This window comes from Sphingobacterium shayense, assembly GCF_013179575.1.
Taxonomy (GTDB): Bacteria; Bacteroidota; Bacteroidia; order Sphingobacteriales; family Sphingobacteriaceae; genus Sphingobacterium; species Sphingobacterium shayense.
On record NZ_JABMCQ010000212.1, the window covers coordinates 1 to 5,759 of the forward strand.

At 39.1% G+C, this 5,759-nt stretch carries 6 protein-coding genes; all 6 read left to right on the forward strand.

Features of this window, described 5'->3' with window-relative positions; genetic code table 11:
• Nucleotides 1-660, forward strand: a 660-nt coding sequence (locus HP439_RS17375) for an ABC transporter permease (protein WP_172391604.1), incomplete at its 5' end; no start/stop codon positions are given.
• Between the two features lie 34 nt (nt 661-694).
• Nucleotides 695-1,456 (forward strand): hypothetical protein, encoded by a 762-nt coding sequence (locus tag HP439_RS17380; RefSeq protein WP_172391605.1) that lies wholly within the window; start codon nt 695-697, stop codon nt 1,454-1,456.
• Complete coding sequence (locus HP439_RS17385; RefSeq protein WP_172391606.1) at nt 1,453-2,658, forward strand: DUF4350 domain-containing protein; 1,206 nt, start codon at nt 1,453-1,455, stop codon at nt 2,656-2,658. The genes HP439_RS17380 and HP439_RS17385 overlap by 4 nt, the downstream gene beginning before the upstream one ends.
• Nucleotides 2,655-3,650 (forward strand): AAA family ATPase, encoded by a 996-nt coding sequence (locus tag HP439_RS17390; protein WP_172391607.1) that lies wholly within the window; start codon nt 2,655-2,657, stop codon nt 3,648-3,650. Before HP439_RS17385 ends, HP439_RS17390 begins: the two co-directional genes overlap by 4 nt.
• A gap of 251 nt (nt 3,651-3,901) precedes the next feature.
• Nucleotides 3,902-4,978, forward strand: coding sequence for a DUF58 domain-containing protein (locus tag HP439_RS17395; RefSeq protein WP_246229405.1), 1,077 nt, complete (start codon nt 3,902-3,904; stop codon nt 4,976-4,978).
• 291 nt (nt 4,979-5,269) lie between these two features.
• Nucleotides 5,270-5,759: S-adenosylmethionine synthetase N-terminal domain-containing protein (locus HP439_RS17400; protein ID WP_281358216.1), on the forward strand; the 490-nt coding region annotated here is incomplete at its 3' end.

The following is a 5,759-nucleotide window of genomic DNA, read 5'->3' on the forward strand; positions in this document are numbered from 1 at the left end:
AGTTTGATATTTTATGGTTTGGCAATCGAATATTTCATACTCCTGAAAAACAAACGTAGTACAGCGTTTGGAACGAAAGATGTTTGGGATGGATTTAAACGGAATATTCGTAAATATTTCGTATTTCTATTGGTATCATTAATTTCATTAACTATACTTTCGATCCCACTGGGTTTGATCTTCGCGTTGTTAATGTTTATACCTTTCGTTGGGAACTTCGCGGTTGGGATCGGGATGGCGATGGTTGGTGTTTGGTATTTTTGCGCATTTCTTTTTTATAGGGAAAACTATATGGATGCTCACACAGCTCTTCAACAAACCTTTAAAGCAATGAAGAACAAGTTCTTCGATTACGGTGTTTCTTCTTATATCATCAGTTTTATTTTTCAAGGGATGTTGATGATGCTCATGATTGTTCCGGCTGTAATAATAACCCTCATCGCATATAATGTCGTGGGATTTAATGATAGTTTTTTCGATAGTTTTATAGGAAGAATGCTCTCATCTATCGGAGTAACAATACTTGTCTTATTATACTTGGTATATTATATGTTTTCTGTTCTTGTTTCAGGAATAATTTATGAATCTGCGAAAGAGATCGCTTATGGGGAGAATGTATATGAAAAGATCGAGCAACTAGGGAAGGAACGGGATGCGTAGTGGTGTTGTTTCTCTTGTGTTATCTTTTTTGTTTTTGAGTATCCAAGGGCAGGATTCTATTGATAATCCGATACAATTAGATAGTCTCGTGAACACTGAGGCGTTCTCCGATGAGACTGAAATATTTTTGAACGAAGGGCATTACGACGGTGTTCCGTACGTGGACTCCGTACCTCGGGTGGACAGTGGTTATTATGCCCAAATACAGAATGCATATGCCGGTGAGGAATTCGATTATGATAAAGCGAATATCCAAGAAGTTAATTTTTTTAACCGGTTTTTTAGTCGCATAGCTAAGTGGCTTTCCGACCTTGTGCCGCTGGATAGTTACGGGCAATTTTCTGAATCAGTTTATTATTTACTTTCCGCAATCGGGATCGCACTGCTAGGATGGATTGTTTATCGCCTAATTTTTACCAACAAACGGCTGCTCGCAAGAGATAAGAAGGAGCATGGCGAAGAAGCAGAATTCAAGTTTGTTGAGAAGAACTTGATGAAAATAGATCTTATATCGTATATCGACAAAGCCAAAACTGCGCAAGATTATGCATTAGCGATTCGCTATCTTAACCTGTTGAATATACAGCTTTTGGTTCAGAAAGATATCGTACAATGGAAGTATTCGAAAACCAACGCAGAGCTTATTGCGGAGATTACAGATGCCGAAGTTAAACGAGAATATATCAGAAATGTGAATATTTTTAATCGTATTTGGTATGGTGCTGTTACCATTGATGGAGAGCAATATGAGGACTATGCTCGTTATTTTTTTAACTTTCAAAGGAAGTGGCGATGAGGAGTACGAGTAAGTTTGCAATTGCGTTGGTGGGATTGACGATTCTTATTATCGCACTGATCGATGTTGTAGGAAATAAGCCGATTGATTGGCGGAAAACATATGATCAGCGAGATAAAATTCCTTTTGGGTTATATATTACACATCAACAGCTGCCTGATTTTCTAAATAATGGAACTACGGTGACCGATTTTGTCTCAACAAACTATCGAGCGGTTGATAGTCTGTTAAGTGGAAAGAACGCTGGAACGGTGGTCTATATTGAAAATCAATTGTACGACGGTAAGCAAACCATCGATAGACTATATGCATTTGTACGATCCGGGGGTGAAGTCTTTATTTCGGCAAATAAGATATCCGAAGCCCTACTTGATACTTTAGGGATAAAACAAAGCTATTATTACCCATCTGATTTTGGATCCGTTCTGGACGATGAGCGGACTTTTAAACTTGCCGACGGCGGAGCGGCAAGCTACGCGGATCTGACGTATCCGGGCGTCTTTTGGGACTTGGATTCTGCTCAGGTTAAGATATTAGGGTACTTTGAAGTAGAAGATAAAAATATCCCAAATTTTATTACGGTCCAGGTGGGGAAAGGACGCTTCGTGTTACATCTCGAACCGGTGATGTTTACCAATTATTTTATGCTTAAAAAGGATAATTTCAATTATGGGGTAAGGGCGTTGAGATTTATCTCCAACAAAAATATTTACTGGTACGACGGGAATTTTAAGACGGATCAACGATCGCGAAGTCCGTTACGCGTTTTTTTAGAGAATAAAAGTTTACGACAGGGATGGTATCTTATTTTATTTGGCTTGATATTGTTTTTATTGTTTAAAAGTAAGCGGGAGCAACGAGCGATAGCAATTATACAACCCGAGCCGAACTTATCTAAGGATTTTGCGAGAACGATATCGGCCTTGTATTACGAAAATGGCAAACCAGGCAATCTGATTGTGAAAAAGATTGAATATTTTTTATACGATCTACGTATGCATTTTCAACTAGATATTATGCAAATCGATGATAGTGATTTTCCACGACAGCTTTCTCAACGTGCAGGAACCGACGAACAAGATGCAGAACATATTATTTCTGTTGTAAAAAGATATAGACACGCGAGCGATTCAACGGACAAGGAGCTAATAATGGTTAATAAAGAAATAGAAGAATTTAAACGTAAAGCGCATATGCAATGAATGAAATTGAAAACAAATTCGAACCCAGCTTTGAAAATCGACTAGATTTGACGGTTCTTCAAGAAAAGATGGAGCGGGTCAAGCAAGAGGTGAAAAAAGTAATTGTTGGCCAAGATGAGGTTATTCATAAATTGTTAATTTCTATCTTGGCGGCCGGTCATTCCTTGTTGGAAGGTATGCCTGGAGTAGCTAAAACCCTTACAGCTAAATTGATTGCTAAGAGTATTCATGGTGAATTTAAACGTATACAGTTTACTCCCGACCTAATGCCCTCTGATGTAACGGGATCTTCGGTTCTGGATTTGAAAACTAATGAATTCGAGTTTAAAAAGGGACCAATTTTTGGCAACATTGTACTAATCGACGAGATCAATCGTGCACCAGCAAAGACACAATCTTCACTTTTTGAGTGTATGTCCGAGCGCCAAGTAACTGTAGACGGTGATACACATGCAGTACCAACCCCGTTTATTGTTTTCGCAACGCAAAACCCCATTGATCATGAAGGTACATACCGTTTGCCGGAGGCGCAATTAGATCGATTTTTATTTAAAATTGAGGTTACTTACCCCGAACTCGCGGGAGAGTTGGAAATTTTGAGGGAGCATCACGCACAAAAAGCGCAAAATAAGGAAGCGCAAGTTATGCCGGTCGTAACCGTCGAAGAAATTGCAACATTCCAAAATTTTGTAAAATTACTTTATGTTCATCAGGACGTCTTCAGCTACATCGCCAATATCGTTCATCAAACGCGGCTTAATCCTAATTTAACTTTAGGAGCGTCACCTCGAGCGTCTATTGCTATTTTAGAGGCATCTAAGGCTAATGCTGCGTTACAAGGACGTGATTTTATTACCCCAGACGACGTCAAATATGTTTCACCCGGTATTCTGGGACATCGAGTGTTGTTAACACCAGAGAAAGAAATGGAAGGGTTCAGCAGTTCTTATATTATTAAGCAAATTGTAGATAGTATCGAAATTCCTAGATAATGCGCTTTTTTAGAAGTTTATATTTCCATTCTTTATTTTTCTACGGGATATTGCTGCTAGCGGCTTTTTTTATCGTTTCGTTTTTCATAAATGCGCTCTTCATTCCAGCGTCCGTTCTTTTCTGGTTGTTCTTGACCGCATGTTTGTGGGATATAATTTTTTTGTATTCTTCAAAGAGGGCTATTGAGCTTCGACGGGACTATCCGGAAAAATTGTCTAATGGCGATCATAATGATTTAACGATTGCCTTAATGAATCACTATCCCTCTAGAGTGAGAGTACGTGTGCTAGAAGAATTTCCCGAACAATTACAGCTACGGAATATTGAATTTGAATTGGCTTTAGGTGCGCACTCAGTTCAAAGCGTACAATACCAAGTCCGACCTACAAGTCGTGGCATGTATAGATTTCAACGTTGTCATGCCCTTGTGAGATATTTAGGGCTTTTTGAAAGAAAATACACATTGAACGGTAACCTGGATCTGGCTTGCTTTCCGTCTTTCATACAAATGCGGAAATATCAGTTGTTAGCAACAACTGATCGGCTCGTCGAAATGGGTGTCAAACATACCAGGCGTGTTGGCTCAACTTTTGAATTTGATCATATTCGCGAATTTGTTCGTGGTGATGAGTATCGGCATTTAAACTGGAAAGCTACAGCAAAGCATAAAAAGTTATTGGTAAATCAATATCAAGAAGAGAAATCCCAACCGATTTACGCACTGATTGATACAGGAAGAGTTATGCGAATGCCATTTAATGGGCTAACGTTGTTGGATTACGCGATTAATGCGAGTCTGGTACTCGCAAATGCTGCAGTATTAAAACAAGATCGTGCTGGAATGCTAACGTATTCTAATGAGGTAGGAAACCATCTCGCTGCCGAAAGACGTAACAATCAAATGAAGCTTATTTCCGAAAAACTTTACAACATTCGAACGGATTTCAACGAGTCTGAATTTGGAAATCTTTACGGGTTTATTCAGAAACGCATAAACAAACGATCTCTGCTTATGATGTATACTAATTTTGAAACGCTTGATGCCTTGTCTCGTCAACTACCCTATCTAAAGATGATCGCTAAAACCCACGTATTGGTTGTGGTGGTTTTTCAAAATGTCGAACTCGTAGATTTAGCAAAAACGGAAGGAAAAAATGTATTCGGAGTATACAACCAAATCATTGCTCAGAAGTTTGTTCATGAAAAACTTCAAGTAATTCAGGAATTACAACGACACGGGATACAAACCCTGTACACGGCACCAGAGAATTTAACTGTGAATTCTATCAACAAATATTTAGAGATAAAAGCACGGGGCTTGTTATAGTATAGCTAATGTCTATGTTCGTTAAACCCTATTGGTCGTACGGTAATTAGGGGTCTGAAACATATTATTGCAAAGCCATTACTGTAGAAAATGGAAATAGGTTTTCGATATCGGCTAAAGAGTTGTATTTTTGTCGACGAAAAATGTGGACTGATTTGCGTTTGGTACGTTATACGTGCCTGAGGAGATTGCAACCACGATAAAAAAGTGCTAAAACCAGTAGAAGTAAGTTTTTCCACTTCGATTTATCTGCATTGCTACTTTTCTACGCGGATCACAAAAAAAAGCTTAATGGCATATTTATTTACATCAGAATCGGTGTCGGAAGGACACCCAGACAAAGTCGCGGACCAAATATCCGATGCTTTGATTGATAATTTCTTGGCCTGGGATGAGGATGCACGGGTGGCGATTGAAACCTTAGTTACTACCGGACAAGTTATATTAGCAGGAGAGGTAAAATCTAAAATTTATCTCGACGTTCAGAAAATAGCGCGATCAGTTATTCATAAAATTGGATATACGAAATCTGAGTACATGTTCGAAGCGAACTCGTGTGGTGTGTTATCAGCGATACACGAGCAGTCCGCCGATATCAACCAAGGAGTTGACCGAATAAGTAAGGAAGAGCAAGGAGCAGGGGATCAAGGGATCATGTTCGGGTACGCAAGTAATGAAACGGAAAACTATATGCCTTTAGCGTTGGATTTGGCCCACCGCTTGTTATATGAACTTGCCGAACTTCGCAGAGAGAATCGTGACATTACTTATCTACGACCAG